Origin of the sequence: Micromonospora sp. NPDC048843, assembly GCF_040649965.1 — a bacterium.
GTDB lineage: Bacteria > Actinomycetota > Actinomycetes > Mycobacteriales > Micromonosporaceae > Micromonospora > Micromonospora hortensis.
This window is the reverse complement of the sequence record NZ_JBEZGJ010000008.1, coordinates 1-25,837: the sequence shown is the minus strand read 5'-3', so window position 1 is coordinate 25,837 and position 25,837 is coordinate 1. Positions and strand designations below refer to the sequence as shown.

26 protein-coding genes and 1 pseudogene are annotated in these 25,837 nt (G+C 72.1%); 10 read left to right on the top strand and 17 right to left on the bottom strand.

What is annotated here, in order from left to right; genetic code table 11:
* Positions 1-31: 31 nt before the first annotated feature.
* The 4 genes from gatA to ligA form a co-directional block, all read right to left on the bottom strand.
* Positions 32-1,525: an Asp-tRNA(Asn)/Glu-tRNA(Gln) amidotransferase subunit GatA gene (gatA, locus tag AB0C20_RS03660; protein ID WP_238684688.1), complete on the bottom strand. Its 1,494-nt coding sequence runs from the start codon at positions 1,523-1,525 to the stop codon at positions 32-34.
* Entirely contained in the window at positions 1,522-1,827 is a 306-nt protein-coding gene (gatC, locus tag AB0C20_RS03655; RefSeq protein ID WP_091393256.1) for an Asp-tRNA(Asn)/Glu-tRNA(Gln) amidotransferase subunit GatC, read from the bottom strand. Before gatC ends, gatA begins: the two co-directional genes overlap by 4 nt.
* A 145-nt stretch (positions 1,828-1,972) precedes the next feature.
* The gene (locus AB0C20_RS03650; protein ID WP_357190793.1) at positions 1,973-4,639 is read right to left on the bottom strand and encodes an EAL domain-containing protein; all 2,667 of its coding nucleotides are present in this window, start codon (positions 4,637-4,639) and stop codon (positions 1,973-1,975) included.
* Between the two features lie 155 nt (positions 4,640-4,794).
* Positions 4,795-6,930 carry an NAD-dependent DNA ligase LigA gene (gene ligA / locus AB0C20_RS03645; protein ID WP_357567236.1) on the bottom strand — a complete coding sequence of 712 codons (2,136 nt, stop codon included), beginning with the start codon at positions 6,928-6,930 and terminating at the stop codon, positions 4,795-4,797.
* A 475-nt stretch (positions 6,931-7,405) separates the two neighbouring features.
* Here ligA and AB0C20_RS03640 point away from each other — a divergent pair, with 475 nt between their 5' ends.
* Positions 7,406-7,942, top strand: a complete 537-nt coding sequence (locus tag AB0C20_RS03640; protein ID WP_357190797.1) for a type II toxin-antitoxin system PemK/MazF family toxin — start codon at positions 7,406-7,408, stop codon at positions 7,940-7,942.
* 291 nt (positions 7,943-8,233) lie between these two features.
* On the opposite strand, the gene AB0C20_RS03635 is transcribed toward AB0C20_RS03640, so the two are convergent.
* The 7 genes from AB0C20_RS03635 to AB0C20_RS03605 form a co-directional block, all read right to left on the bottom strand.
* Entirely contained in the window at positions 8,234-9,244 is a 1,011-nt protein-coding gene (locus AB0C20_RS03635; protein WP_357184693.1) for an ADP-ribosylglycohydrolase family protein, read from the bottom strand.
* 82 nt (positions 9,245-9,326) lie between these two features.
* Complete coding sequence (locus AB0C20_RS03630) at positions 9,327-9,692, bottom strand: VOC family protein (protein WP_238684693.1); 366 nt, start codon at positions 9,690-9,692, stop codon at positions 9,327-9,329.
* Between the two features lie 36 nt (positions 9,693-9,728).
* Complete coding sequence (locus tag AB0C20_RS03625; RefSeq protein WP_357567234.1) at positions 9,729-10,733, bottom strand: methionine synthase; 1,005 nt, start codon at positions 10,731-10,733, stop codon at positions 9,729-9,731.
* Positions 10,734-10,770: 37 nt separating this feature from the next.
* On the bottom strand, positions 10,771-11,844 hold the full coding sequence (gene mnmA / locus AB0C20_RS03620) for a tRNA 2-thiouridine(34) synthase MnmA (protein ID WP_357184685.1): 1,074 nt from the start codon (positions 11,842-11,844) through the stop codon (positions 10,771-10,773).
* 235 nt (positions 11,845-12,079) lie between these two features.
* Positions 12,080-13,255: a cysteine desulfurase family protein gene (locus tag AB0C20_RS03615; RefSeq protein ID WP_357184682.1), complete on the bottom strand. Its 1,176-nt coding sequence runs from the start codon at positions 13,253-13,255 to the stop codon at positions 12,080-12,082.
* Positions 13,256-13,359: 104 nt separating this feature from the next.
* Positions 13,360-14,013 (bottom strand): class F sortase, encoded by a 654-nt coding sequence (locus AB0C20_RS03610; RefSeq protein ID WP_357184679.1) that lies wholly within the window; start codon positions 14,011-14,013, stop codon positions 13,360-13,362.
* The gene (locus AB0C20_RS03605) at positions 14,010-14,840 is read right to left on the bottom strand and encodes a DUF4397 domain-containing protein (protein WP_357567232.1); all 831 of its coding nucleotides are present in this window, start codon (positions 14,838-14,840) and stop codon (positions 14,010-14,012) included. The genes AB0C20_RS03610 and AB0C20_RS03605 overlap by 4 nt, the downstream gene beginning before the upstream one ends.
* 230 nt (positions 14,841-15,070) lie before the next feature.
* Here AB0C20_RS03605 and AB0C20_RS03600 point away from each other — a divergent pair, with 230 nt between their 5' ends.
* Together AB0C20_RS03600 and AB0C20_RS03595 are read left to right on the top strand one after the other, a co-directional pair.
* Positions 15,071-15,673 carry a sigma-70 family RNA polymerase sigma factor gene (locus AB0C20_RS03600; protein ID WP_357184673.1) on the top strand — a complete coding sequence of 201 codons (603 nt, stop codon included), beginning with the start codon at positions 15,071-15,073 and terminating at the stop codon, positions 15,671-15,673.
* Entirely contained in the window at positions 15,627-16,484 is an 858-nt protein-coding gene (locus tag AB0C20_RS03595) for an anti-sigma factor (RefSeq protein WP_357184670.1), read from the top strand. The genes AB0C20_RS03600 and AB0C20_RS03595 overlap by 47 nt, the downstream gene beginning before the upstream one ends.
* 93 nt (positions 16,485-16,577) lie before the next feature.
* Here the strand turns inward: AB0C20_RS03595 and AB0C20_RS03590 are convergent, their stop codons facing one another.
* The 4 genes from AB0C20_RS03590 to AB0C20_RS03575 all read right to left on the bottom strand — a co-directional run bounded on the left by AB0C20_RS03590 (position 16,578) and on the right by AB0C20_RS03575 (position 19,727).
* Entirely contained in the window at positions 16,578-17,537 is a 960-nt protein-coding gene (locus AB0C20_RS03590) for an electron transfer flavoprotein subunit alpha/FixB family protein (RefSeq protein WP_357567231.1), read from the bottom strand.
* 15 nt (positions 17,538-17,552) lie between these two features.
* The gene (locus tag AB0C20_RS03585; RefSeq protein ID WP_112582103.1) at positions 17,553-18,332 is read right to left on the bottom strand and encodes an electron transfer flavoprotein subunit beta/FixA family protein; all 780 of its coding nucleotides are present in this window, start codon (positions 18,330-18,332) and stop codon (positions 17,553-17,555) included.
* A 187-nt stretch (positions 18,333-18,519) separates the two neighbouring features.
* Positions 18,520-18,933 carry a hypothetical protein gene (locus AB0C20_RS03580; protein ID WP_210781064.1) on the bottom strand — a complete coding sequence of 138 codons (414 nt, stop codon included), beginning with the start codon at positions 18,931-18,933 and terminating at the stop codon, positions 18,520-18,522.
* Positions 18,930-19,727, bottom strand: coding sequence for a GNAT family N-acetyltransferase (locus AB0C20_RS03575; RefSeq protein WP_357567229.1), 798 nt, complete (start codon positions 19,725-19,727; stop codon positions 18,930-18,932). Before AB0C20_RS03575 ends, AB0C20_RS03580 begins: the two co-directional genes overlap by 4 nt.
* Before the next feature lie 42 nt (positions 19,728-19,769).
* Here AB0C20_RS03575 and AB0C20_RS03570 point away from each other — a divergent pair, with 42 nt between their 5' ends.
* From AB0C20_RS03570 to AB0C20_RS03560, 3 genes are read left to right on the top strand one after another with little or no spacing between them, the layout of a single operon-like run.
* Positions 19,770-20,162 (top strand): DUF202 domain-containing protein, encoded by a 393-nt coding sequence (locus tag AB0C20_RS03570; protein ID WP_357184657.1) that lies wholly within the window; start codon positions 19,770-19,772, stop codon positions 20,160-20,162.
* A complete protein-coding gene (locus tag AB0C20_RS03565; protein ID WP_357184654.1) occupies positions 20,159-20,464 on the top strand; it encodes a DUF202 domain-containing protein in 306 nt (101 codons plus the stop codon). The genes AB0C20_RS03570 and AB0C20_RS03565 overlap by 4 nt, the downstream gene beginning before the upstream one ends.
* 27 nt (positions 20,465-20,491) lie before the next feature.
* Complete coding sequence (locus AB0C20_RS03560) at positions 20,492-20,902, top strand: PLD nuclease N-terminal domain-containing protein (protein ID WP_357184651.1); 411 nt, start codon at positions 20,492-20,494, stop codon at positions 20,900-20,902.
* Positions 20,903-20,950: 48 nt separating this feature from the next.
* On the opposite strand, the gene AB0C20_RS03555 is transcribed toward AB0C20_RS03560, so the two are convergent.
* Both AB0C20_RS03555 and AB0C20_RS03550 read right to left on the bottom strand, forming a co-directional pair.
* Positions 20,951-22,573 (bottom strand): acetolactate synthase, encoded by a 1,623-nt coding sequence (locus tag AB0C20_RS03555; protein ID WP_357184648.1) that lies wholly within the window; start codon positions 22,571-22,573, stop codon positions 20,951-20,953.
* 122 nt (positions 22,574-22,695) lie between these two features.
* Positions 22,696-23,469 carry an enoyl-CoA hydratase-related protein gene (locus AB0C20_RS03550; protein ID WP_357567227.1) on the bottom strand — a complete coding sequence of 258 codons (774 nt, stop codon included), beginning with the start codon at positions 23,467-23,469 and terminating at the stop codon, positions 22,696-22,698.
* Between the two features lie 98 nt (positions 23,470-23,567).
* Here AB0C20_RS03550 and AB0C20_RS03545 point away from each other — a divergent pair, with 98 nt between their 5' ends.
* The 4 genes and pseudogenes from AB0C20_RS03545 to AB0C20_RS03530 all read left to right on the top strand — a co-directional run.
* Positions 23,568-24,047, top strand: coding sequence for a DUF6232 family protein (locus AB0C20_RS03545; protein ID WP_357567225.1), 480 nt, complete (start codon positions 23,568-23,570; stop codon positions 24,045-24,047).
* Positions 24,048-24,495: 448 nt separating this feature from the next.
* Complete coding sequence (locus tag AB0C20_RS03540; RefSeq protein ID WP_357184641.1) at positions 24,496-24,978, top strand: DUF6232 family protein; 483 nt, start codon at positions 24,496-24,498, stop codon at positions 24,976-24,978.
* Positions 24,975-25,364 (top strand): hypothetical protein, encoded by a 390-nt coding sequence (locus AB0C20_RS03535; RefSeq protein WP_357184638.1) that lies wholly within the window; start codon positions 24,975-24,977, stop codon positions 25,362-25,364. Before AB0C20_RS03540 ends, AB0C20_RS03535 begins: the two co-directional genes overlap by 4 nt.
* Positions 25,365-25,410: 46 nt before the next feature.
* Positions 25,411-25,837: pseudogene (locus tag AB0C20_RS03530) on the top strand (hypothetical protein); the annotation flags it as partial.

Genomic DNA, 25,837 nt, shown 5'->3' with positions numbered 1-25,837 from the left:
GCCCCTCGACGCCGATGCGGTGAATTCCGTTCTAGAGCGCCGGCGGGGTGAACGTGCCGACGGCGGACTCCAACGCGGCGGCGACCCGGTACATCCGGTCGTCGGCCATCGTCGGGGCCATCACCTGAAGGCCGACCGGCAGCCCCTCGGAGAGCCCACAGGGCACCGAGATGCCCGGCCCGCCGTACAGGTTCGTCGGGATCGTGTACAGGTCGGCCAGGTACATCTGGTACGGGTCGGCGGTCCGCGCGCCCATCGGGAACGCCACCGACGGAGTGGTCGGCGAGATCAGCGCGTCGACCCGCTCGAACGCGGCGGTGAAGTCCCGGGTGATCAGCGTCCGAACCTTCTGCGCCTGCCCGTAGTACGCGTCGTAGTAACCCGACGACAGCGCGTACGTGCCGATCATGATGCGGCGCTTGACCTCCGGGCCGAAGCCGGCCTCCCGGGTCAGCGACATGACCTCCTCCAGCGACCGGTTGCCGTCGTCGCCGACCCGCAGGCCGAACCGGACGCCGTCGAACCGGGCCAGGTTGGAGGAGCACTCGCTCGGGGCGATCAGGTAGTACGCCGGCAGGGCGTACGCGAACGTCGGGCAGGACACCTCGACGACCTCGGCGCCCATCTTGGTCAGCGCGTCCACCGACTCACGGAACGCGGCCATCACGCCCGGCTCGGCACCCTCGCCCACGAACTCGCTCACGATGCCGAGCCGCACACCGGTCAGATCACCGGTAGCTCCGAGTTTCGCCGCCGCCACCACGTCCGGCACCGGCTGCGGGATCGAGGTGGAGTCGCGCGGGTCGTGCCCGCCGATCACCTGGTGCAGCAGGGCCGCGTCGAGCACCGTACGGGCACACGGGCCGGGGGTGTCGAGCGACGAGGAGAAGGCCACCAGCCCGTAACGGGAGGTGCCGCCGTAGGTGGGCTTGGCACCCACGGTGCCGGTGACCGCGCCGGGCTGGCGGATCGAGCCGCCGGTGTCCGAGCCGATCGCCAGCGGCGCCTCGTACGCGGCCAGCGCGGCGGCGCTGCCACCACCCGAACCACCGGGGATCCGGCTCAGGTCCCACGGGTTGTGCGTCGGGCCGTACGCCGAGTACTCGGTGGAGGAGCCCATGGCGAACTCGTCCATGTTGGTCTTGCCGAGCATCACAGTGCCGGCCTCCCGCAGCCGCTGCACGATCGTCGCGTCGTACGGCGGGCGCCAGCCCTCCAGGATCTTCGACCCCACGGTGGTCGGTACGCCCCGGGTGGCGAGAACGTCCTTGACCGCGACCGGCACACCCGCGAGCGGGCCCAGCTCCTCGCCGGCGGCCCGGCGCTCGTCCACCGCGCGAGCCGCGGCGAGCGCGCCCTCGGTGTCGACGTGCAGGAAGGCGTGCACCCGGTCGTCGACAGCGGCGATCCGGTCCAGGTGCGCCTGGGTCACCTCGACGGCCGAGGTCTCGCCCCCGGCGACCAGGCTCGCGATCTCCGTCGCGGTCATTCTGGTCAAATCGCTATTGCCGGTCAGCTCGCTCATGAGGCCACATCCTCGGTCAGGATCCGCGGTACGCGGAACCGCTGGTCCTCGGCGTCGGGCGCGCCCGACAGCGCTTCCTCCGGGGTCAGGCACGGCGTGACGACGTCCTCGCGGAAGATGTTCGTCAGCGGCACCGAGTGCGAGGTCGGCGGGATGTCCGCGGCGGCGACCTCGCCGACCTGGGCGACCGCCTGGAGGATCACGTCGAGCTGGCCGGCGAACGTGTCCAGCTCCTCCTCGGTGACGGCGAGCCGCGACAGGCGCGCCAGGTGCGCGACCTCCTCGCGGGAGATGGCGGCCATCCGTGCCCCCTTCTGAATTCCTGCTGGTCGGGCGGTGTGCCGGCCGCGCGACAGGTGGAGCGTGACACGCGGTGACCGGAGCGAGTCTATTGTTCCGCTCCGCTGCCGCGTCTCCGACTCCCCCTCCGGCGGCCCTCGTGCCGGGTCAGCGGGTGGGGCGGCGAGCGACATCCGGCTGTGGGAGCCCTCCGGTCGGGCGGACCGGCCGGTACCGGGCCAGCCAGGTGACCAACTCCTCGGCCGGCATCGGCCGGGCGTAGAACCAGCCCTGAGCGGCGTCGCAGCCGGCGGCGTGCAGCATCCGCCAGGTCCGCTCGTCCTCCACACCCTCGGCCACCACCCGCAGCCCCAGCGCGCCGGCCAGCTCGATCATCGACCGGACGATGGCCGCGTCGTCGGCGTCGTCGGCCATGCCGAGGACGAACGACCGGTCCACCTTCACCTCGGACAGCGGCAGGCGGCGCAGGTGCTGGAGCGAGGAGTAGCCGGTGCCGAAGTCGTCCAGCGCGATGGCCACCCCGATCCGGTGCAGTCGGGAGATGGTGGCCAGCACCCGACGCGGGTCGGCCATCAACGCGCCCTCGGTGATCTCGACCTGAAGCCGCTCGGCCGGCACCCCGTAGCGGGCCAACCGGTCGGCGATCTGGTCGGCGATCTCGCCGGTGTGCAGGTCGCGCACGCTCACGTTCAGCGCCGCGCGCAGGCCGATGCCGGCCGCCGACCACTTGGCGAGCTGCTCCACCACGTCGTCGACGACACGACGGGTGAGCAGTCGCATCACGGCGCTCTGCTCGGCGACCCGGATCAGTTCCTCCGGGTCGACCATGCCCCGCCGGGGGTGCCGCCACCGCAGCAGGGCCTCGACACCGACCACCTCGCCGGTCGCGATGGCGATCTGCGGCTGGTAGTACATGGTGATTTCCCCGGCGTCGTCGGCCGGCTCGTCGTCCGCGTGCGCCCACCCGGTCGATTCGAGTGGCTGCCCAGGCGTACCCGGCCCGACATCCCGACGAGCCCCGTTGCGCCCCTTGCCTACCGCGCTCCCGTTCGGGGACCGCCGACCGATCACGCCACCGGCGCGCCGCTCCCGGGCCGGGCCGGAACGGGTGCCGGCGACAGTGGCACGAGCGTTGCGGCCCCGGATCGGGTCGGCTCCGGTGGCGATCCGGTTGATCAGTTCATCGGAGTGCACCAGCTCGGCGTCGGTGCTCCGACGGCGTGCCCACCACCGGGCAGCTCCCGGCCGTGCTGTGGCGACCGCCGACGCCGGGTCCGCCGCTGGCGCGGACCGGTCCGACGCCGCTGTGGGCAGCGCACCCTCGGCCGGGGCGCCGGTGGGCAGCGCCGCCCCGTCACCGCCGCGCACCTCCGCCGACGCCACAAGGGGTACGTCGGCAGTCCGCTCGGCGTCGCTCGGCACGCCGTGCCGGCCGTTCCCGTCCGGCTCCGCACCCTCGCCCTGAACTGCCGACTCGGCGTCGGCGTCTAACGGCCCCTCGACCGAGGGGCTGGTCTCCAGCACGCGGCGCAGGTCGGCGAGGAGGCCGAGTCGCTCGGCGGAGTTGTGGTCGGACTCCGGGGCGTACACGGCCACCGTGTCGTTGCGGTGCTTGGCGTCGTACATCGCCACGTCGGCGTGGCGCATCAGGGTGGCGAAGTCCTCGCCGTGCTCTGGGAAGAGGGCGATCCCGATCGACCCGCCCACGTCCAACGGCAACCCGTCGAGCGGCACCGGCTCGGCCAGCGCCTCGACCACCCGGTCGGCCAACTCCCGCGCCTGACCGACGTCGGCCAACCCGGTCATCACGATGGCGAACTCGTCACCACCCAGCCGGGCGATCATCTGTGGTCGGGGCTGCATGTCGGTGAGCCGGGCGCTGACCTCGACCAGCAGCCGGTCGCCCACGGCGTGCCCGAGGGCGTCGTTGACATTCTTGAAACGGTCCAGGTCGATCAGTAGGAGCGCGAGCTGCCCGTCGGGCTCACCGCGGGCGGTCCGCTCGGCGTGCAGGTGCACCTGCTCGGCCACCTCGGTCAGCAGGGCCTTGCGGTTGGGCAGCCCGGTCAGCGGGTCGGCGGCGGCGAGGTGCTGCTGTTCGTTCGTCAGCCGCGCCATCCGGTAGACGGCGAAGAGCGGCACCAGCACCAGCGGGATCAGCGCGGCGCTGACCCGCGCCGCCGCGACCAGCACCGGGGCGAGCAGCAGCAGCGAGCCGGTGGAGAGCAACTCGAAGCCGAGGCCCTGGCGGACGGTCGGCCACCAGCGATCCCCGAAACGCAGCCGCACCGCCCAGCTCACCAGCCCGTAGTTGACGACGAACCAGGCCAGCGCGGCACCGCCGACAGCGGCCACGTCGGTCCAGTGCAACCGCCCACCGGAGAAGATGGTGCCCGAGCCGAGCTGGATGACCCCGTACGCGGCGGCGAGGGCACACGCGTACTGGCCGACGTTGAACGCCGTGCGCCACGCGGCGTGCCGCATCCGCCAACCCGAGACGACGACACCGACCGCCTGCACCACCACCGCCGGGCCGAGACCCCAGCCGAGCAGGATCGCGAAGGTGAAGCAGGTGGACGGGAACACCGCCGACGTCTGCCGGCGCCCCGGTGGCACGAACGGGCGCGCGTCGCAGACCACTGCGAGCGCGGCCATCGTCCAGAACGCCACCGGCAACTGGGACAACTCGCCGGGGAGCCGCGCGAGTGGAACGGCGGCGGTCAGCGCGGCGACCGCCAGGATGCCGGCGACGAAGGCGGCGAACGGTGCGACCCGTCCCGCAGGAAGCGAGTTGCGTGGGTCGGCGACCTCCACCACACCTCCCGACCGACCATCGGCGTGCCGGTGCGCGCGCCGTGACCCAATGAAACGCCCTCGGCCCCCAATTTCCCGGTATGACAGTCACGAATCGGTCGTAGTCGTAATTAAGTTGGTATACGCGGCCAGCCGCGCGGGAGCTGTCGTCGGGGTCAGCCGCCGATCTGGGCGACCTCCCGGGCGGCGTCCGGGCCGGCGTCCAGCAGGAGGCGGAACCCGTCCTCGTCGAGCACCGGCACCTTGAGACTGGCGGCCTTGTCGGCCTTTGACCCGGGATTGTCCCCCACCACCACGAAGCTCGTCTTCTTGGAGACCGACCCGCTGACCTTGCCGCCCCGGCTCTGCACGGCCTCGGCGGCCTGGTCGCGCGAATAACTGGCGAGCGTGCCGGTCACCACCACCGTCAACCCCTCCAACGGGCGCGGCCCCTCGTCGACCGCCTCCTCGGCCATCCGTACGCCGGCCTCGGCCCACTTGCGGACCACCTCGCGGTGCCAGTCCACAGCGAACCACTCGCGGATGCTGGCAGCGATGGTCGGCCCGACCCCGTCGACGGAGGACAGTTCCTCCTCGGTGGCAGCATCGATGGCGTCCATCGAGCGGAAGTGCCGGGCGAGCGCCTGGGCCGCGGTCGGGCCGACGTGCCGGATGGAGAGCGCCACCAGCACCCGCCACAGGTCCCGTTCCCGGGCGACCGCGAGATTGTCCAGCAACTTGGTGGCGTTGCTGCCCAGGGTGCCGTCCTTGTTGACGAAGAACGGCGACCGGGACAGCTGCTCGGCGTCGAGCTGGAACAGGTCGCCCTCGTCGCTGATGATCTCCGCGTCGAGCAGGGCGGCGGCACCCTTGTAGCCGAGCACCTCGATGTCGAAGCCACCCCGGCCGGCGAGGTGGAACACCCGCTCCCGCAACTGCGCCGGGCAACTGCGGGTGTTGGGGCAACGGATGTCCACGTCGCCCTCCTTCGACGGCGCGAGCGGGGTGCCGCAGGCCGGGCAACTGGTCGGCATGACGAACGGCCGGGCGTCGGCGGGCCGCAGATCGACGACCGGGCCGAGCACCTCGGGGATCACGTCTCCGGCCTTGCGCAGCACCACCGTGTCGCCGATCAGCACCCCCTTGCGCTCCACCTCGCGGGCGTTGTGCAGCGTGGCGAGCGCGACTGTGGACCCGGCCACGCGCACCGGCTCGAGCACGGCGAACGGGGTGACCCGGCCGGTGCGCCCCACGTTGACGTCGATGTCGAGCAGCTTGGTGGTGACCTCCTCCGGCGGGTACTTGAAGGCGATCGCCCAGCGGGGGGCACGACTGGTCGACCCGAGCCGGCCCTGGATGGAGACCGGATCGACCTTGACCACCACGCCGTCGATCTCGTGCTCGACGTCGTGCCGGTGCTCGGCGTAGTAGGCGATGAACTCCGCCACGCCGGCCAGGTCCGGGACGACCCGCCACCGGTCGCTGGTCGGCAACCCCCAGGACTTGAGTGCCGCGTACGACTCGGACTGCGCCGTGGGCTGGAACCCGCGGCGGGCGCCGATGCCATGCACCACCAGGCGCAGCGGCCGGGTGGCGGTGACCCGTGGATCCTTCTGTCGCAGGCTGCCGGCGGCGGCGTTGCGGGGGTTGGCGAAGGGCGCCTTGCCCTGCTCCACCAGACCCGCGTTGAGATCGGCGAACGCGGCGATCGGGAAGTAGATCTCGCCTCGGACCTCCACCAACTCGGGGACATCCGGGAATTCGGCGGACGCGACGAGCTGGCCGGGCACGTCCCGGATGCTGCGCACGTTTGCCGTGACGTCCTCACCGGTACGCCCGTCGCCTCGGGTGGCGGCCCGGACCAGCCGGCCGTTCTCGTAGGTCAGGTTGATCGCCAGCCCGTCGACCTTCAGCTCGCACAGGTAGGGCACCGGGCCGCCCGCGTCCCGTTCGACCCGCTCGGCCCAGGCCGCCAACTCCTCGTCGGCGAAGGCGTTGTCGAGCGACAGCATCCGTTCGGCGTGGGTGACCGGTGTGAAGTCGGTGGAGAAGGTGCCACCCACCCGCTGGGTCGGCGAGTCGGGAGTCCGCAGCGCCGGAAACTCCTCCTCCAGTGCCTCCAGCTCGCGCAACTGCCTGTCGAAGTCGGCGTCGGGGATGGTCGGCGCGTCCAGCACGTAGTAGCGGTACTGGTGCTCGGTCAACTCCTGACTGAGCGCGGCATGCCGTTCCCGGGCCTGCGGCGTCGGCTCAGCCCCGGCCGCCGCCTCCTGCGCCGGGCTGACCTGCTGACCGATCTGTTCCTCGGACACACCGCCACCTTCGGACACGCCTGCGACCTCCCTGATCACGCTACTCCGGCACCGTATCGGGCCGGTGGGACAATCCGCCGCCCACCCGCGCCCGAAGCGACCCCGCCCTCAGCCGGATCCGGTGATCACGTGATGCGCAGGAGCCATCGACGGGCCGATCCAGCTACCCACCATCACGTGATCAAGGTGACGGCCGAGTGCCACCGGGCATGGCGGCGTCGAGGTGCGCGTGCGGTGGGGCGGTGGTGCAGCGCGGCCGTGGGGCGGCGGCGGTGTGGGGCGGCGGCGGCGTGGTTGGCGGGCGGCACGGACCGCGGCGGCGGTGTGGTTGGCGAGCGGCACGGACCGCGGCGGCGGTGTGGTTGGCGGGCGGCACGGACCGCGGCGGCGGTGTGGTTGGCGCGCGGCACCGGTGGCGGCGTGCAAGGATCGCCGGACGGTGCGACCGGCGGGTCGCCGCGACACGGAGGTACGGATGCCCGAGGCACTGCTCTGGGCGGTGGCGATCCTGCTGGCCGTGGCCGCTGGCTGGGCGTGGAACAGTTGGCGGCACCGGGTGGCCAACCGGCGTCCGGGCACCCGGCCGGGGCGGGGCGGCACCGGTGGCCGTCGTTCCACCCCACCACGGCCCCGTGGCGCCGAACGGCCGTCCACCAAGCCCCGCTCGCGCGGCACCGACCGACACGGCGACGCCCCCGCGCCCGGCGAGATCTGGTGGGCCGACGTGCCGTACGCCGACGGCAGCGGGTCGAAGGTGCGCCCGTGCCTGGTGCTGCGCGCCGACTCCCGGGGCGCCGACGTCCTGAAGATCACCAGCCAGGACAAGAGCGACCGAGACGACCACGTGCGGATTCCCACCCGGGACTGGGACCCGGGCGCGGAGCACGACAGCTACCTCAGCCTCACCGAGCCGATCCGACTCAACTCGGCCGCTTTCGCCGACCACGCCGGCCGCTGCGACGCCGACCTGTGGCGAAAGGTCCGCAGCCTGCGCCACCTCCCCACCTCCTGACCACCCCCTCGTGGCCACCCCTCGTGGCCGCCCGCCCCTTCACATCCTCACGGCCTGGCTCTGCTCATGGTCGACTCGGGTTCCTGAAAGTCGCGGTGTCCTGAACTCCCGGATACCCCGGTTTGCAGAAACCCGAGTTGATCATGACTGCGCGGTCGCGCCGGTCGGGGCCGGCTGAGCCGAACCGGACCCGACCGGGCCGAGGCGGACCCGACCGGGCCGAACCGGACCCGACCGGGCCGAGGCGGACCCGACCGGGCCGGGGCAGGCCGGGCCGACCCGGCCGCCCGGTCAGTCCCAGGCCGCGCCGAGGGTGGCCAACTGGTCCGCGTACTCGATGCGGTTGGCCCAGTCGCGCGGCCAGGCGGTCATGCCGACGGTCGCGCCCACGAACGCGCCGGCCAGGGCGGCGATCGAGTCGGAGTCACCGGCGGTGGTCGCGCCCCGGGCCAGCGCCGCGATCGGGTCGTCGGCGTGCCGTACGGCGCAGAGCAGCGCGGTGGCCAGCGCCTCCTCGGCCACCCAGCCCTCCCCGGTGGCCTGACACGGGTCACTCCCGTCGTCCGGTTGTGCCAGGGCGTTCGTCAGTCGGCCCAGCACCGCCAGGCACTCGTCCCAGCCCTGGGCGATGAACTCCTGCGGAGAACCGGAACCGGCACGCTGCCAGAGGTCGCCCAGCCACCGCTCGGAGTAGACCAGGCGCTGGGACAGTGCCCGCTCGGTGAGCAATGCGGGAAGGTCGGGCAGCGGGACGCCCGCGCGCAGAGCGAAGACCGCGTACGCGGTGAGTTCGCTGGCGGCCAGCCCGGTCGGGTGGCCGTGAGTCAGCCCGGCCTGCAACTGGGCCAACCCGGCGAGCGTGTCGAGGTCCACGTCGAGCAACCCGACCGGGGTGACCCGCATGTTCGCCCCGCAGCCCTTCGAGCCGACCACCGTCGCCTCCTGCCAGCGCACCTCACGGCTCAGCTCGGCGCAGGCGCGCAGGCAGGTCATGCCCGGGGCACGGTTGTTGTCCGGGCTGACCGCCCAGGCCAGGAAGCGTTGACGCAGCAGCGGCTCCACCGCCTCCGGCGTGAACGACGGCGCCTCGTGCAGCGCCCAACCCACCGCGAGCGCCATCTGGGTGTCGTCGGTGACCAGTGCCGGCTCGCCGGACAGCTCCCGCGGGCCGGTCGGGCCATACCGGCGCTCGATCTCGGCGACGGTCAGGAACTCGGTCGGCTTGCCCAGCGCGTCACCGTAGGCGAGGCCGAAGAGTGAACCGGAGGCGCGAAGCGCAGAGGTATGGATCACGGCGGCCATGATGCCCGGCCGCCGCAACCCACGGCATGCTCAGGGAGTGTTGTCGGAAGTGTCGGCCCGACCGACACGTCCGAAACCCGCCCTAGTCCCAGCAGAGGCAGAACGGGTGGCCGGCCGGATCGGCGTAGACCCGGAAGCCCTCGCCCTCACCTGGCAGCCGCCGAGCACCCAACGCGAGCGCCGCCTTTTCGGCGGCCTCGATGTCGTCCACCGTCACGTCGAGGTGGAACTGCTGTGGGCGCTCAGGATCCGGCCAGGCCGGTTGACGCAGGTTGAGCGCCTGTTGAAAGGCGAGGCGCGGCTGGTGACCGGGTGGGCCGCCCAGCACCACCCAGTCGTCGTCGGAGTCACCCTCGGCGAGCGGTACGCCGAGCAGCTCGGCGTAGAACGCCGCCAACGCCCGCGGATCCGGGCAGTCGATCACCACTGAACGCAGCTGTCCAATCATGACCGTCATCCTGCCCACCGGGTACGACAGGAAACCTCAGTCCTCGGCGAGGCGTCGGCCGGCGTCCCGGCACGCGGCGAGCACCGCCCGCGCGTACTCCGGGGTGGCGCCGGCGAGGCCGCAGGCCGGGGTGATCACCACCTGCTCGGCGAGTTGGCGACGAGGGAAGCCGAGGCGGTCCCAGACCTGGCGTACCCGATCGGCGATCTGCGCGGAGGTCGGCGCGCCGCCGGCCGACGGCGGCCGGGTCGGCGCGGCCCCGGCCAGCAACCCGAGGCCGGCGTCGATCGCCTCGCCCAGCGGGTCGAGCTTGGTGACCAGGTCCAGGTCGAGGGCTACCGCGATGGCGCCGGTGGAGCGGATCAGCTCCAGCGGCACGTCCGGGGCGCAGCAGTGCACAAGCGTCGGCACGCCGACCGCCTCGACGACAGTGCGCAGCAGGGCGGCGGCGTCCACCGAGTCGACCGGCCGGTACGCGCCCAGCCCGCTCTCGGTCGGCACCCGCCCGGCCAGCACTGTCGGCAGTGACGGTTCGTCCAGTTGCAGCAGCACCGATGCCTGGGGCAGCCGGCGGGCGACCGCCGCGACGTGTGCGCGCAGCCCTTCGGCGAGGGAGCCGGTCAGGTCGCGGACCGCGCCGGGATCGCGCAGCATTCGGCCACCGATCGGCAATTCCAGGGAGGCGGCCAGCGTGAGCGGGCCGGCGGCCTGCACCTTGATCGGCCCGGCGTACCCCTCGGCCTGCTCGGCGAGCTGGTCCAGGTCGCGTTCCATCAGGTCACGGGCCCGACGCAGGTCGCGGCCCGGGCGTGGGGCGATCCGCCACCGCCCCGCGTACACCTCGACGGGCAGCTCGACGAGCAGCCCGGCGGACCGACCGATCATGTCCGCTCCGGGGCCACGGGCCGGCAACTCGGGCAGGTGCGGCAGCTCGGGAAGTTCACCGAGGACCACCCGCTGAGCCTCGCCGATGTCGGTGCCGGGCAGCGAACCAATTCCGGTTGCCGCGCCGGCCGGCCAGGGCCACGCCTGATCTGTCACGGGCGAAGGCTATCCCGCGAACACCCAGGCCGTGCGGTCAGCCGGTGATGGTCGCGGAGCCGAGGACCACGTCGCCGGCCGGGTCCGGTCGGTACGCCACCACGGCCTGACCGGCGGCGACGCCGCGTACCGGTCGGCGCAGCTCGGCGTGCAGCCGGTCACCGGCGAGGGCGACGGTCGCCGGCACCGCGTCGCCGTGCGCGCGCAACTGCACCTCGCACTCGACCGGGGCGTCCGGACGGGCGCCGCCGGTCCAGACCGGACGTACGGCGTGCACGTCGGACACGTCCAGGGCCTCGGCCGGACCCACGGTCACCGTGTTGGTCTTCGGCGTGATGGAGAGCACGTAGCGTGGCCGGCCGTCCGGGGCGGGCCGGTCCAGGTTCAACCCGCGACGCTGCCCCACCGTGTACGCGTAGGCACCGCTGTGATTGCCGACGACCGCGCCGGTGGAGGCGTCCACCACGTCGCCGGGCGCCTCACCGAGCCGGCCGGCCAGGAAGCCACGGGTGTCCCCGTCGGCGATGAAGCAGATGTCGTGTGAGTCAGGCTTGTCGGCCACGGCCAGGCCACGCTCTGCGGCCTCGGCGCGGACCTGCGCCTTTGTCGAGTCACCGAGCGGGAAGATCGACCGGTCGAGCTGCTCGCGGGTGAGCACGGCGAGCACGTACGACTGGTCCTTGGCCAGGTCGACACTGCGCCGCAGCAGCCCGTCCGCGCCGAGGCGGGCGTGGTGCCCGGTCACCACTGCGTCGAAGCCCAGGGCCACCGCCCGGTCCAGCACCGCCGCGAACTTGATCTTCTCGTTGCAGCGCAGGCAGGGGTTCGGCGTACGACCGGCGGCGTACTCGGCGACGAAGTCGTCGACCACGTCCTCGTGGAAGCGGTCGGCCATGTCCCACACGTAGAACGGGATGCCGATCACGTCGGCCGCTCGCCGGGCGTCCCGGGAATCCTCCAGGGTGCAGCAACCGCGAGCGCCGGTCCGATAGGTCTGTGGGTTGCGGGCCAGCGCCAGGTGCACGCCGGTCACGTCGTGCCCGGCCGCCACCGCCCGTGCCGCCGCCACGGCCGAGTCAACCCCACCCGACATCGCCGCCAGAACCCTCACTGACCCACTCCCCTTCCCCGTCCCCGCCCGTTCCCCACAACAACCCTATCCACCAGCCCCGAACCCACCCCCACCCCACAAACCCCAACGACCAACCCCCAACACCAACCCCGAACGCCCACGCCCACGCCCACGCGATCTTGCACTTTCTGCTGCGACATATGCCGCACAAGACGCGAACGGACGACCGAAAGTGCAAGATCGCGGAAATCAGGGGGTGGGGGCCCGGGGGGGGTTAGCGGGGGGTGCGGAGGGCTGCGGCTCGACGGGCTCGTTCCACCGCTGCCGGGAGGGCCGCGATGAGGGCGTCGATGTCGGCCTGGGTGCTGGTGTGCCCCAGTGTGAAGCGCAGCGAGGAGCGGGCGCGGTCGTCGTCGGCGCCCATCGCGAGCAGCACGTGCGAGGGCTGGGCCACGCCGGCCGAGCAGGCGGAGCCGGTCGAGCAGGCGATCCCCTGCGCGTCGAGCAGGAGCAGCAGCGCGTCGCCCTCACAGCCGGGGAAGGAGAAGTGCGCGTTGCCGGGCAGCCGGTCGGTCGGGTCACCGTTGTAGATCACCTCGGGCACCGCCTGGCGGACCCGCTCGATCAGGTCGTCGCGGAGCGCGGCCACCCTGGCCGCGTACTCCTGCTGACCCTTCACTGCCGACTCCACAGCGACCGCGAAGGCGACGATGCCGGCGGTGTCCAGGGTGCCGGAGCGGATGTCGCGTTCCTGGCCGCCGCCGTGCAGCAGCGGCGTGGCCGGCACGTCCCGGGCGAGCAGCAGCGCACCCACCCCGGTCGGCCCGCCCAACTTGTGCCCGGTGACGGTCAGCGCGGCGACCCCGCTGGCGCCGAAGTCGACGGGCACCTGACCGACCGCCTGGATGGCGTCGGTGTGGAAGGGCACACCGTGTTCGGCGGCGACGGCGGCCAACTCGGCCACCGGCTGGACGGTGCCCACCTCGTTGTTCGCCCACATCGCGGTGACCACTGCCACCTGGTCGGCGTGCGCGGCCAACTCGGCGCGCAGGGTCTGCGGGTCGAGCCGACCGACGGCGTCGACCGGCAGCCAGCCGACCTCGGCGCCCTCGTGCTGGGCCAGCCAGTCGACAGCGTCCAGCACCGCGTGGTGCTCGACGGCGCTGGAGACCACCCGGCGACGGTCGGGCCGGGCTGCTCGGCGGGCCCAGAAGATGCCCTTGACCGCGAGGTTGTCGCTCTCCGTGCCGCCACCGGTGAAGATCACCTCAGAGGGCCGGGCGCCCAGCACCGCTGCCACCTGTTCGCGTGACTCTTCGACCCGGCGGCGGGCACGGCGGCCCGCCGCGTGCAGGGAGGACGCGTTGCCGACCTCGCGGGCGGTAGCGACGTACGCCTCCAGTGCCTCATCGAGCATGGGAGTCGTCGCCGCGTGATCCAGGTAAGCCATCGCCGTTCAGCGTACGGCCGACACATTGGGGACCGGATGCCGGAGGGGACTGCACGCAACGGCCGGGGTGGAACTCCACCCCGGCCCGATGCGCGCGGACCCGGTCAGGCGGGCACCGCGGTGACGACGATGTTGTCGCGGTACTTGCGCGCCTTGGCGTCGAACGGCCCACCACAGGTGATCAGGGTCAGCCGCGGCTTGCCGTCGCGGGCGAAGTACCGGTCCAGCGGGATCTTGGTCTTGGCGTACTCCTCCCGGGCGACGACCCGGTAGCGCCGTGCCTCGCCGTCGCTGCCGGTCGCTGTCAACGTGTCGCCCTGGTCCAGCTCACGCAGTCGGAAGAACGCCCCCTTGCCCTGTTTGGCGCTGTCCACGTGACCGGCGATGACCACCGAGCCGACCTCCGCCTCCAGGCCGGGGCCGTAGCGGTACCAGCCGATCTGGTCGACGCTCGGCGGCACCTCGAACTCGTTGGTCCGCTCGTTGATGCCGACCGCGTTGACGGTGGCGGTGACGCCGATCTCCGGGATCAGCAGCCGTACCGGCGGGATGATCTTCGGGCCGGCGGGCAGTTCACCCGCGGTCACCGGCACCGACGGGGCACTGGCGGCGGTCGGCGCGGGGCTGGCCAGCGTGCTCGCCTCCTCGGCCCCCACCGTCCCGGCCGGCTGGTTGGCGCACGCCACCAGAGCGGCGGCGGTGAGCGCGGCAACGCCGGCGGCCAGGGCCGCCAGCGCGCCGCGATTGCGCACCGTCACTTGCGGCCGGTCCGCGCGGTCGCCATCCGCACCCCACCACCAAGCAGCAGGAGTACGCCGGCACCGGCGAGCACGTACCACCAGGTGTCCACGCCCGTGCCGGCCTGGCCGCCGTCACCGCTGGGCACGCCGCCCGGGGCGGAGTGCAGGCCGGTGATGGTCTGGGCCACCACGTCGAGGGTCTTGCCCTCGGCGGAGCCGATCGCGTAGACGATCGTGGCGGTGCCCTCCTTGAGGTTGAGGTCCGCCGGGCCGATGGCCACGGTGTCGGTGCCGGCCAGCACCACGTCGGCCTTCACCTCGCCAGCGTCGACGTCGCCCTTGGCCTCGTTCGGGTTGGTGAGGTCCTCGAAGACCGGGGTGCCACCGGCGCGCACGTCGACCGCCGGGGCCGCGGCGGTGTGCCGGACGATGAGACGCGCCTTGCCGGCGTCGACCTTCGAGACGTCGTTCACGAACGGGGTGATCTTCGGCTTGCCAGCGGCGTCGAGGTGGGCCGCGATGCTGATGTTGGCACCACCCGGCACCGCGGCGTTGTCGACTTTGAGGATGGCGCTGCCGATCGGCTCGCCCGGCTTGGTGAGCGCGATGTCGTAGTCGCCCTCCTCCAGGTTCAGCGGGCCGGCGACGTCGCCGGGCTTGAAGTTGTCCAGCGTCTTCTTGCCGTTGACGTAGACGTCGACAGGGGTGTCCGGGATGCCGTGCACGACGGAGACCTTCGACGTGGCGGCGTACGCGGGGCTGGCGGTGAGGGCACCGACGCCGGCGAAGGCCAGCGCGGCGACCGCGCCGCCCGCGGCGACCCGACGGAAGTACGAGAGCTGCATGTCTGCCTCCTGATATTTGGTGCTGATTCGTCAGGCCTGGCTTGCAGAACGGGTTACGCCGGCTCTCGGTCGGGCGGATGCGCCCCGGAGGCACTTTTCTTTTCCGGCCCCAACCGCATCCGGAACGGGGTCGGGAGACGAAGAGCTGGTGAGATGACATCGACCGGGGAAGTGGGGCGGGGACTGTGGCAGCTACAGTCGGGCATGCCCCATCGAAGGCGAGCCGCCCGATGACGGCGCTACGACAGGAACCGGACCCTCCGGTGGACGACCTCGACCGCAGGTTCCGCGACGGCGACGACGTGGCGCTGCGCGAGGCGTACGACCGCTACGGTCGTGCCGTGCTCCACCTGGCCACGTCCATGCTGGCGAACCGCAGCGACGCCGAGGACGTCACCCAGGCGACGTTCGTCGCCGCCTGGCTGGGTCGCGACACGTTCGACCCGGCCAAGGGGTCGCTGATCGGTTGGTTGCTCGGCATCGGCCGGCGGAAGGTGATCGACCGGATGCGCGCCTCGGCCCGGGAGACCCGGGTGGTGGAGACGGTCCGACAACTGCCCGAGCAGGCGCAGACCCAGCCGGATCCGGACCGCGTGGTGGACCGGTTGGTGATCGCCGACGAGCTGGCTCGTCTCCCGGACGACCAGCGACGGATGCTGGAGTTGGCCTTCTACGACGACCTGACACACCAGCAGATAGCCACTGTGACCGGCGTGCCGTTGGGCACCGTGAAGAGTCACATCCGACGCGGCATGGCGAGCTTGAAGCGCAGATGGGAGGTGGACGGTGCAGCACCTGGACCACGACCGGCTGGTATTTCTGGCACTCGGTGAGAGCGAGGCGGACAACGGGGAGAGCACCCACCTCGGCACCTGCGCGCTCTGCCGGGCGGAGGTGGCGACCCTTCGGCAGGTGGCGGGGCTCGGCACCGAGACGCAGGGCCTGGCCGACCTGGCCGACCCGCCGGAGCACATCTGGGACGGCATCGAAGCCCAGGTCAGGGCTGCGGAGGCCGGGCCGTTGCTGACCGAGACCCGTCGACACCGACTGCCCGAGCAGGCCGACACCACGACGGCCGAGCAGGCCGACTTCACGACGGCCGAGCAGACCGACTTCACGACGGCCGAGCAGACCTTTGGCGCTGCGGTCGGGTCGACGGTGACCCGACTGGACCCGACGCGGCGATCCCGCCGGGGTCGCGGCTGGTCCGGTTGGGTGGCCACCGCGGTGACCGCGGCCGCCGCCGCGGCGATCGGCGTCGTGGGCACCGTCTCGGTGCTCCGACCTGACGATCCGACGCCCACCCCGCCGCCGGTGGTGGTGGCGAGCGCGCCGCTGGCGGCATACGGGGCGACCCCGCCGACGGCCAAGGGGGACGCCCGGGTTTTCCAGGACGGCCAACTACATCTGCATGTGGCGAATCTCCCGAGCGTCGCGGGGTACTACGAGGTCTGGCTCATCAATCCGACGACGATGGAGATGTTCTCGGTCGGCACCCTTGGTGGCGGCTCGGACGCGCTGCTACCCCTGCCCCCGAATGTCGACCTCAAGAGCTACTCGGTGGTCGACGTCTCCGCCGAGCAGTACGACAACAACACCCGCCACTCCGGCGACAGCCTGCTGAGGGGCTCTCTGACGGGCTGATCGGCGGGCCGGCTCAGCTCCCCGGCTCGCCGATCAGCTCCCATACGAAAGTGGCCGCCCGTTCACACGGACGGCCACTGACGTATCGCCTGCCTACTTGCGCTTGCGGATCTCCTCGGCGGCCTGCGGGACGATCTTGAACAGGTCGCCCACCACCCCGAAGTCGGCCAGCTCGAAGATCGGCGCCTCGCCGTCCTTGTTGACAGCGACGATGGTCTTCGAGGTCTGCATGCCGGCCCGGTGCTGGATGGCACCGGAGATGCCGAGGGCGACGTAGAGCTGCGGGGAGACCGTCTTACCGGTCTGGCCCACCTGGAACTGGTGCGGGTAGAAGCCGGAGTCGACGGCCGCGCGGGACGCGCCGACGGCGCCGCCGAGCAGGTCGGCCAGCTCCTCGACCAGCTTGAAGTTGTCGGCGTTGCCGACGCCCCGACCGCCGGAGACGACCACGCCGGCCTCGGTCAGCTCGGGGCGGGAGCCCTTCTGCTCGGCGACCCGCTCGACGACAGTGGCCAGCTTGTCGGTGTCGGTGACCGTCACGGTGAGCTGCTCGATCGCCGGGGTGGCCGCCGCCGGGGCGGGGGTGACCGAGTTGGGCCGCACGGTGACCAACGGCAGGCCCTTGGTGACCTTGGACTTGACGATGGTGGAGCCGGCGAAGGCGACCTGGGTCGCGGTGCCGTCGGCGTCCAGGCCGACCACGTCGGTCAGGATGCCGTTGTCGAGCTTGACGGCGAGCCGGGCGGCGATCTCCTTGCCCTCCTGGGCCGACGCCAGCAGCACGGCGACCGGCTGCACTCGCTTGACCAACTCGGCCAGCACTGTCGCCTTGGGGGCCACCAGGTAGCCGTCGATCTCGTCACCCTCGGCGGCGTAGATCTTCTCCGCGCCGTACTCGCCCAGCTTGCCGCTCAGCGCCTCGGCGGCGCCGGCGCCACCGAGCACCACAGCGCTCGGGGCGCCCAGCTCACGCGCGAGGGTGAGCATTTCCAGGGTGACCTTCTTGACGCCGAATTCCTTTGTGGCTTCGACGACGACGAGAACCTCGGACATGTCAGAACCCCCCTCTCACACGAACTTCTCGGTGGCGAGGAACTCGACCAGCTTGACGCCGCCCTCGCCCTCATCAGTGATCTTGGCGCCGCCGGAGCGCGGGGGGCGCTTGGTGTGCTCGACGACGGCGCTGGTGGCGCCGTCGAAGCCCACCTCGTCGGCAGCTACCCCGAGGTCGGCCAGCGAGAGCGTCTGCACCGGCTTCTTCTTGGCGGCCATGATGCCCTTGAAGGAGGGGTAGCGCGGCTCGTTGATCGTGTCCCAGACGGAGACGACGGCCGGGGTGGCGGCGGTGACCACCTCGTAGCCCTCCTCGGTCTGCCGCTCGACGGTCAGCGTCGCGCCGTCGACGGTGAGCTTGCGGGCACCGGTGAGCGCCGCGACGCCCAGCCGCTCGGCGATCATGTGCGGCATGACCTGGACCCGGCCGTCGGTGGACTCGGCACCGCAGATGACCAGGTCGGCATTGAGCTGACCGAGCGCGGCGGCGAGCACCTTCGAGGTGGCGACGGCGCACGAGCCGTGCAGGGCGTCGTCCAGCACGTGGACGGCCTTGTCCGGGCCCATGGAGAGCGCCTTGCGGATCGACTCGGTCGCCCGGTCCGGACCCATGGTCAGGATGGTGACCTCGCCGCCGTGCGCCTCCTTGATCTTCAGCGCCTCCTCGATGGCGTACTCGTCCATCTCGTTGATCACGTTGTTCGCCGAACCGCGGTCGACGGTGTTGTCGTCATTGCGCAGGTTGCGGTCCGCGCCCGAATCAGGCACCTGCTTGACGAGTACGACGATGTTCATCGCGCTTCGACGACCCTCCTGTGTGGTGTTGCGATTCGCTCGCCCGGTCTGGGGCGCAGCGTCGCGCGTCGGTCGACGCCAGGTCAACCGAGGGCGGTTGTGCAGTTGCCCACGGCGCAATGTTACCTGCCAGTAGGTTGCGCTCCCGCAGCACTCAGAGTGACACAGCTCACCGACGCGCAGCCGGTCAGGCCGGCTCGGCCAGGGCGACCCGAATCTGGTCGATGGCCGCCGCCTCGGCGGGCGCCACCCCGTCGTGCGCGCGGGCCACCTGATCCGCCGCGGCCAACACCAGTTCGCGGTACGCGTCCACGTCCCGTGGGGACTTCTCGCGCAGGATCCGCACCGCCTGCCCCAGCGCCGGCAGCACCACCGACTCGATCTCCAGCTGCGAGTCCCGGGGAAGTCGCGGCAGCGGGCCGGTGGTCAGCGCCTCCTTGACCGTGCCACTGGCGTCGGCCAGCGCGCCGGACGCGGCGATGCTCTCCCGGATCACCCCCAGGACACCGGGGTCGGCGTTGGAGACCAGGAAGACGGCGCCGAAGGCACCCGTCTTGAGGGTCAGCCGCTCCTCGTCCGTCAACCGCTGCTCCATGATCACGGAGTGTAGACGTACGGGGTGGTGGTGGTGACCGCGACGAGGCCGAGCCGCTGCAGGATGGGCCGGCTGTCCTCGGAACAGTCGACCTGCATGAGCGTCCGACCTCGCTGCTCGGCCAGCCGCGCCCGGTAGTTGACCAACGCCCGGTAGATGCCCCTGCGCCGCCACTGCGGCAGGGTCGAGCCGCCCCACAGGGAGGCGAAGCCGGTGTTCGCCGGGAACCGCACCCAGCCGGCACTCACCACAGTCCCGTCCGCCTCGGCCACCACGACGGTGATCGAGTTCGGGTCGGCGTCGATCTCCTTGCCCAGGCCCCACACGAGGTGCGAGCGGTCCTCCTGCCAGACCTCCTCCTCCATGGCGGCGATCCGCTCCAGGTCCTCCCGGGAGGTCACCTCACGCAGACGTACCCCCTCGGGGACGACCGGTAGCGCGGCGGCGAGCGGCGCGACCGGGCCGACCACGACGGTCTCCCGGTCCGCCGGCACGAAGCCGGCCGCGCGCAGGCGGTCCGCCAGGTCCGCCGGTTCGTCGTGCTCGTTGAGCTTCCACTCCGCCGACTCGCCCCGCTCACCGCACAACCGCGCCTGCCGGGCGATCAGCTCGTCCAGCGCGTCGCCGGTCAACCCGCCCAGGTCGCGGTAGGTGATGAACCCACCGGAGTCGAGACCGGTGATCCGGACCAGCGGCCCGTCCCGCTCCACGGTCACGCCGGCCGGAACCGGGTCGGGGATCTCCGGGCGGAGCTGGTTGTCGTAGGCGGTCCGCAGCGTCAGGATGTCGAGATCAGTCACCGGCCCAGGCTAAGCGGGATGGGAAGCGGATAATCTCCCACTGTGCGGGAGACGATCAAGCGGTGGTTCGACCCGGCGGAGCTGGGCTCGGTCGGTGAAACACCGGACTACCGCTTCTCCCTGGCCAACGAACGGACCTTCCTCGCCTGGCTGCGCACCGGGTTGGCGCTGGTCGGAGGCGGGTTGGCCGCCGCGCAGTTCCTCCCGCCCCTGCCGATGAGCCACCTGCGCGAGGTGATCGCTGTGGCGTTGCTGCTGCTCGGCGCGGCGGTCGCGATCCGCGCGGTGGACCACTGGGCGCGTACCGAGCGGGCCATCCGGCTCGGTCAGGAGCTGCCCGCGTCCCGGTTCCCCGCCATCCTGGCGCTCGCCGTCGGCGTCGGCGCGTTGCTGCTGGTGGCCGCCGTCCTGATGCGGGCGGTCGGTGGGCGGTGAGCACCGGACGCGACCCGGGGCTGCAACCGGAGCGGACCCGGCTGGCCTGGCGGCGCACCCTACTCACTGTGACCGTGGTGAGCGTGCTCGCCGTCCGGCTGGCGTCGACGGGTGACCCGACCGGTGCGCTGATCGCCGGCGGCACCGTTCTGGTGTGGGGCGCCCTGCTGGTGCTCTGCTGGCCCCGGGGCACTGGCACCGGTCCGGCCCGCACCGGCGGCCGGACACTGCCCCTGGTCACGGTGGGCACTGTGGTGCTGGCGTTACTGGGAGTGCTGCTGGTGCTGCGCGGACTGTGGTGACGCGCGCGGGTGCGTCATCATGGGTGCATGGCCCGGCTTGGCGTACTCCTCTTCCTGGTGCAGATTGTCCTCGCCGTCTGCGCACTGATCAGCTGCCTCTCCGCCGAGGAGGGCAAGATCCGTGCCCTTCCCCGGATCGCCTGGGTGCTGATCATCTTGTTCTTCCCGCTGGTCGGCTCGATCGCCTGGTTCATCGTCGGCCGGGAACCCAGCCCCGGCGCCGGCAAGGGCTGGCCGGTCGGCGGCGGCGAGCGGCAGCGCCCTCGGCCGGTGGCCCCCGACGACGACCCGGAGTTCCTGCGCTCCGTCGAGGAACGCGCCCAGCAGCAGGACCAGGAGCTGTTCCAACGCTGGGAGGAAGACCTGCGGCGACGCGAGGACGACCTGCGCCGCCGCGACGGCGAGCCGCCGCGCGAGGGCGACCGACCGGAGGTGTGAGCGCGCCGCCGCCGCCGGCGCAGGAGCGACGGCGGCGGCGGGTACGACTCAGGCCAGGTTCGACGACCGGGGGTACGCGTCGGTCGGGTCGGTGAGCACGTTCACCAGGTACGGCACTCCGGAGTCGAACGCCCGCTGGAGCGCCGGGCCCAGGTCGGCCGCCTTGGCGACCGTCTCCCCCGCCCCGCCGAGTGCGCTGACCACCGTGTCGTACCGCAGCTCCGGCTGGAGGTCGGCGGCCACGTCGTAGCCGTACATGGCCCGCATCGGGTGCTTCTCCAGCCCCCAGATGCCGTTGTTGCCGACGACGATCACCACCGGCAGCTTCTGGCGGACCAGCGACTCGACGTCCATCAGCGAGAAGCCGGCAGCGCCGTCGCCCATCAGCACGCAGATCTGCCGGTCCGGGTGACTGACCCGGGCGCCCATCGCGTAACCCATGCCGGTGCCCAGGCAGCCGTACGGGCCCGGGTCCAGCCAGGTGCCGGGCTGGGCCGGCTCCAGGTACCGCCCGGCGTACGACACGAAGTCGCCGCCGTCGCCGATGGTGATCGCGTCCGGGGCGAGCGCTCGACGCAGCTCGCCGTAGATCCGGGCCGGGCGGATCGGGTCGGTCTCGGCGGCCATCTCCGCGGCGTCCCGAGCCTTTGCCGCGTCCTCGGCGACCCGCAGGTCGGCGATCCAGTCGGCGTGGTCGGCCCGGTCGCCGGAGTGATCGGCCAGCGCGGAGAGGATCAGGCGCAGGTCACCGGCGGGGGCGGCGGCCGGCTGCACGTGCGTCGCCCGCTGGCTGGGGGCGTCGACGATGTGCACCACCTTGGCGTCACCGAAGTCACCGAAGCTGAGCCGGAAGTCCAGCGGGGTGCCCACCACCACGACCACGTCGGCGCCGGAGAGCGCGGCCCGACGGGCCTTGGCGAACGCCAGCGGGTGCTCCGGCGGGAGCGAGCCGCGACCCATGCCGTTTGTGAAGACCGGCACCTGCAACGCCTCGGCCGCCTCGCGCAGCGCGGCGACCGCGTCGCCTGCGTACACGTCGGAGCCGGCGATGATGACCGGCCGCTGCGCAGCGGCGATGAGCAGCGCCGCGCGGCCGACCTCCTCCGGGTCCGGGGCGATCGGGTCGACACCCGTCACGGTCGGCAACTCTGCCTCCGCGACCGAGAAGACCGTCTCCAGCGGAAAGTCGAGGAAGGCCGGACCCCGGTGCGGGGTGAGCGCGGCGTTGAGCGCCGCACCCACCGCACGCGGGATGTCGTCGGTGCTGAACACCGTCTCGGCGTGCTTGGTGACCGGGGCGACCAGCGGCAGGTGGTCCATCTCCTGGAGGCTGCCCGAGCCCCAGCGGAACGCGGGTGCGCGCCCCCCGAGCACCAGCACCGGCGAGGCGTTGAAGAACGCGCTGGTCATGCCGGAGATGCCGTTTGTGACACCGGGCCCGGCGGTGAGCACGGCGAGGCCGGGGCGGCGCTGGAGCTTGGCCACCGCCTCGGCGGCGAAGACCGCGGACTGCTCGTGCCGGACGTCGTAGATCGGGAAGTCGGTCTTGTACGCGGCGTCGTACAGCGGGAAGACGTGCCCGCCGGACAGCGTGAACATCTCCCGTACGCCGTGCGCGCGTAGTGCCGCGAGCGCCAACTCGCCGCCGTGACCCTCGATCCGCTCCGTCATGTCGCTCCCATCGTCCGTGGCCGGGATCACAGGTTACCGGCCAGTCACTTGGCAGTGCGACCGTGGCCCCGGCCAGTGGACGTTGCCGAGGTCAGAGCGTCGTCGGGGCGGGAAGCGACGGCTCAGCGGCCGGTGAAGCCCGGCTTGCGCTTCTCGACGAAGGCCGCCATGCCCTCGCGCCGGTCGTCGGTGGCGAACAGCGCCGCGAAGAGCTGACTCTCCCAGGCCAGACCCGAGTTCAGGTCCATGTCCAGGCCGCCGTCGACCGCCAGCTTCGCCGCGCGCAGCGCCTGCACCGGCCCGGTCAGGTACGGAGTGATCATCGCGACGGCCGTGTCGTACACCTCGGCGGCCGGCGCGACCCGGTCCGCCAGGCCGATGCGCAGCGCCTCCTGCGCATCCACCATCCGCCCCGACATGATCAGGTCCTTGGCGCGGGCCGGGCCGACCAGGCGGGCCAGCCGCTGGGTGCCGCCCGCACCCGGGATGATGCCCAGCTTGATCTCCGGCTGGCCGAGCTTGGCGTCCTCGGCTACCACTCGCCAGTCACAGGCCAACGCCAGCTCACAGCCGCCACCCAGGGCGTACCCGGTGATCGCGGCGACCACCGGCTTGGGAATGCGGGCGATCGCGCCGAGCGCGCTGGACAGGTTCGCAGCCCGGTCGGCCATGTCCACGTAGGACATGTCGGCCATCTGCTTGATGTCGGCGCCGGCGGCGAAGACCTTCTCCCCGCCGTACACGATGACGGCGCGGACCTCGGGATCGGCGGTGGCCGCCGTGGCGGCGGCGCGCAACTCCTCCTGCACCTGGGTGTTGAGCGCGTTCATCGGCGGCCGCTCCAGCCGGATCGTGCCGATGCCGTCAGTGGTCTCCAGCCGAACGAACTCGCCCACGCTGCCCTCACTTCCTCGTCGAAGTCGCGTGCCAACCTTACGACCCGACTCGTTTGGGTAAGTAGTGTGGTGTCAGCCCCGTGGGCGGGAGTCCAGCCATGATCACGTATTACGACGACAGGTCGGTGCAGGTCACCTCCACCACCGTCAGTGTCGACGGTCGCAGCTACAAGCTGGCCGACATCACCATGATCTGGCATCGCCGGGGCACCCGATCCTGGCGCGTGCTGGTGGGACGGGGTGCTATCGGCGCCGCGCTCGCCGGCCCGCTGGTCGCGGCGGTGCTCGGCATCGGCGTGGCCGTCTGGCTGCACCGCTCACCCACCGTGACGATCGCGATCGTCGGCGCGTCGGTGCTGGTCGGGTTGGCCGTCGGGCCGGTCGCCGATTTCCTCTTCGAACACCTGGACCGCTCGTACGCCCGGGGCAGCCGCCAACTGGAGATCTGGGCCCGTTGGCGGGGTCAGCCGGTACGTCTGCTGCGCACCGGTGACGCGCTGCGCTTCGGGCAGATCTACCGGGCGGTGCAGCGCGCGGTCGAGCACAGCCAGCCAGCCCACCCCGTCACGCACCGCTAGCCAGTTTGGTTCCGCTTCACGTCCCGACCTGACCGGGGCCGGTCGTCACAGGTGGGACCTGCGCAGCGGACGCGGGCGCAGCGGACGCGGGCGCAGCGGACGCGGGCGCAGCGGAGGCGGGCGCAGCGGAGGCGGGCGCAGCCTTCCTGCACTGCCTATGGAGCTGATATCACAAACGAATCGGACCGTTGGCCTTGCGGCGCCGCTGTGCGGCTGGGCGGCTGTGCCGCTGGGCGGCTGTGCCGCTGGGCGGCCGTGCCACATGGCCGCAGCGCGACGCGTGATGTCGCAGACGATTCAGCTCCAAAGGACCACTGCAACATCACCTCTACCCCGCCGGACGGCCTCCGTCGAATCCTCTGCGCAGACTGGTCGATCCCCTGCGAAAGAGGCCACGTGCCAAGGTCCGAGCGAGGCGCGGTTTGCCTGTCGGTGGTTAGGCTTAGTGATGACCCTCTATTACCGGGACGACGCGGTGCAGGTGACCTCCGAGTCGATCCGGGCGGGCGGTCACGTGATCGCCCTGTCCGACGTGACGTTCGTCTGGCACGACCGGGGGCAGAAAACCCTCGCCGTACGCGGCCGTGTGCTGGGGCGCGGAATCCTGGTCCTGCTGCTCTCGCTGCCGCCACTGGTCGCCGTGGTCTGCGTGCTGTCGCTGGCCTGGTCGGCTCAGGACCGGGGCAACTGGCAACTGGCGCTGATCATTCTCGCTGCCTGCGCGGTGGGAGCGCTGGCGTTGATGCCGTTCCTGGAGATCCCGTTGGGTTGGCTGGACCGCTCCTACGAGCGCGGCAACCATGTGCACGAGTTGTGGGTGCAGCACCACGGTCGGGAGGACCTGCTGGTGCGCACCCCGGACGCGCTACGGTTCGGGCAGATCTACCGAGCCGTGCAGCGCGCCGTCGAACAGCAGGGAGACCATCGATGACCACCCGCCGCGGCGAGGCCGTCGCACTGGCTGGCCTGCTCGCGGCAGCCGGCGTCACCCATCTGCTGCGACCCGGCGTCTACGACCCGATCGTGCCGCGCGCGCTGCCCGGCCCACCCCGATTCTGGACGTACGCCAGCGGGGTGGCCGAACTGGCGGTGGCGGCGGCGGTCGCGAACCCTGTCACCCGGCGGGCCGGCGGTCGGGCAGCCGCCGCACTCTTCGTCGCCGTCCTGCCGGCGAACGTGAAGATGGCAGTGGACTGGCGGCACCGACGCCCGACGAAGCGGGCCATCGCGTACGGCCGGGTGCCGTTGCAGGTGCCGCTGATCTGGTGGGCGCTGCGGGTGGCCCGCGCCGACACCGCCGGTCGACGGCCCCGCTGACCAGCTCCGTCGGGCGGTTGTGGCACTGCCGACGCACACTTGACCCATGGCGATTCCCCTCCCCACCCCGGCCGCCGTGGTCGGCCTGACCCGCTCCGCTCTCGACCAGGCGCTCGGCTCCGCGGCCTCGATGGCGGCCGTGCCCGCCCGCGCGTTCGCCGTGCTGGACGGTGTGGAGGCGCTGGTGGCCCGGATCAACGGCGTGGTCGACCGGATCGAGACAACACTGGACCGGACCGACCAGGTGCTCACCGACGCCGAGGCGGCGGTCCGCGAGGTGGCCGTCATCAGCGCCGCCGCGACCACCGCCATCGACACGGCCACCGAGGTGGCCACCGCCGCCGCCGTGGTGGTCGCCGAGGCCGAACGGGTCTCCCGGGCGGCGGGCACTGTCGTCGCCGAGGCCGACCGTGTCGCGAACCGCGCCGCCACCACCGTGGGCACCGCGACGGCGGCCCGAATAACACCAAGCC

Excerpts from the sequence above, each read along its gene's own strand:
- gatA (WP_238684688.1), bottom strand. The coding sequence starts at position 1,525 with ATGAGCGAGCTGACCGGCAATAGCGATTTGACCAGAATGACCGCGACG.
- gatC (WP_091393256.1), bottom strand. The coding sequence starts at position 1,827 with ATGGCCGCCATCTCCCGCGAGGAGGTCGCGCACCTGGCGCGCCTGTCG.
- AB0C20_RS03640 (WP_357190797.1), top strand. The coding sequence starts at position 7,406 with ATGCCCGAGGCACTGCTCTGGGCGGTGGCGATCCTGCTGGCCGTGGCC.
- AB0C20_RS03635 (WP_357184693.1), bottom strand. The coding sequence starts at position 9,244 with ATGGCCGCCGTGATCCATACCTCTGCGCTTCGCGCCTCCGGTTCACTC.
- AB0C20_RS03630 (WP_238684693.1), bottom strand. The coding sequence starts at position 9,692 with ATGATTGGACAGCTGCGTTCAGTGGTGATCGACTGCCCGGATCCGCGG.
- AB0C20_RS03615 (WP_357184682.1), bottom strand. The coding sequence starts at position 13,255 with ATGGCTTACCTGGATCACGCGGCGACGACTCCCATGCTCGATGAGGCA.
- AB0C20_RS03605 (WP_357567232.1), bottom strand. The coding sequence starts at position 14,840 with ATGCAGCTCTCGTACTTCCGTCGGGTCGCCGCGGGCGGCGCGGTCGCC.
- AB0C20_RS03600 (WP_357184673.1), top strand. The coding sequence starts at position 15,071 with ATGACGGCGCTACGACAGGAACCGGACCCTCCGGTGGACGACCTCGAC.
- AB0C20_RS03590 (WP_357567231.1), bottom strand. The coding sequence starts at position 17,537 with ATGTCCGAGGTTCTCGTCGTCGTCGAAGCCACAAAGGAATTCGGCGTC.
- AB0C20_RS03585 (WP_112582103.1), bottom strand. The coding sequence starts at position 18,332 with ATGAACATCGTCGTACTCGTCAAGCAGGTGCCTGATTCGGGCGCGGAC.
- AB0C20_RS03560 (WP_357184651.1), top strand. The coding sequence starts at position 20,492 with ATGGCCCGGCTTGGCGTACTCCTCTTCCTGGTGCAGATTGTCCTCGCC.
- AB0C20_RS03555 (WP_357184648.1), bottom strand. The coding sequence starts at position 22,573 with ATGACGGAGCGGATCGAGGGTCACGGCGGCGAGTTGGCGCTCGCGGCA.
- AB0C20_RS03545 (WP_357567225.1), top strand. The coding sequence starts at position 23,568 with ATGATCACGTATTACGACGACAGGTCGGTGCAGGTCACCTCCACCACC.
- AB0C20_RS03540 (WP_357184641.1), top strand. The coding sequence starts at position 24,496 with ATGACCCTCTATTACCGGGACGACGCGGTGCAGGTGACCTCCGAGTCG.
- AB0C20_RS03535 (WP_357184638.1), top strand. The coding sequence starts at position 24,975 with ATGACCACCCGCCGCGGCGAGGCCGTCGCACTGGCTGGCCTGCTCGCG.